The sequence below is a fragment of the Micromonospora sp. BL1 genome (assembly GCF_003667485.1).
Classification (GTDB): Bacteria; Actinomycetota; Actinomycetes; order Mycobacteriales; family Micromonosporaceae; genus Micromonospora; species Micromonospora tulbaghiae.
In genome coordinates this window covers 1-400 of the sequence record NZ_RCVK01000007.1, presented here as the reverse complement: position 1 = coordinate 400, position 400 = coordinate 1, and the positions used below count along the sequence as shown (strand labels likewise).

Sequence of the window (400 nt, the reverse complement as noted above, 5' to 3'; positions counted from 1 at the left end):
AGCTATTACATCGACCTTCGCTTCATCATCACCAGCTTTAACCTTATTAAGTGCTTCTTCAAGTTCCATCATATATAGCCTTCCAAAGTCATGTTCTACAAGCATTCCATACTTAACTAACTTTTCAGCTGGTCCACCGATTTCATCTATCATCCTGTTAAATAAAAACTTTTCTTCTTTTCCATGATGATGTTTATCTGCATAATTTCTCACAAAATCAATAATCATTTCAAAATCCTTGTATTCTATCTCTTTTCCATTAATAATTCCTATTGAAACTTTTCTAATAACTTTAAGCATTCTTTTTATATTTTTATGTTCATCAACCATTAATACAATTCCATCCATAAAATCATTCCTTTCCTATAATATTTATACCATTTTCTTCTCTACTGTATTT

Annotated in this window: 1 protein-coding gene; it reads right to left on the bottom strand. The window is 29.2% G+C overall.

All coding sequences use genetic code 11. The features are described 5' to 3' along the window. Positions 1-348 (bottom strand): hemerythrin domain-containing protein (locus EAD96_RS00025; protein ID WP_199733011.1); only part of this gene is annotated, 348 nt, incomplete at its 3' end. Between the last annotated feature and the right edge of the window lie 52 nt (positions 349-400).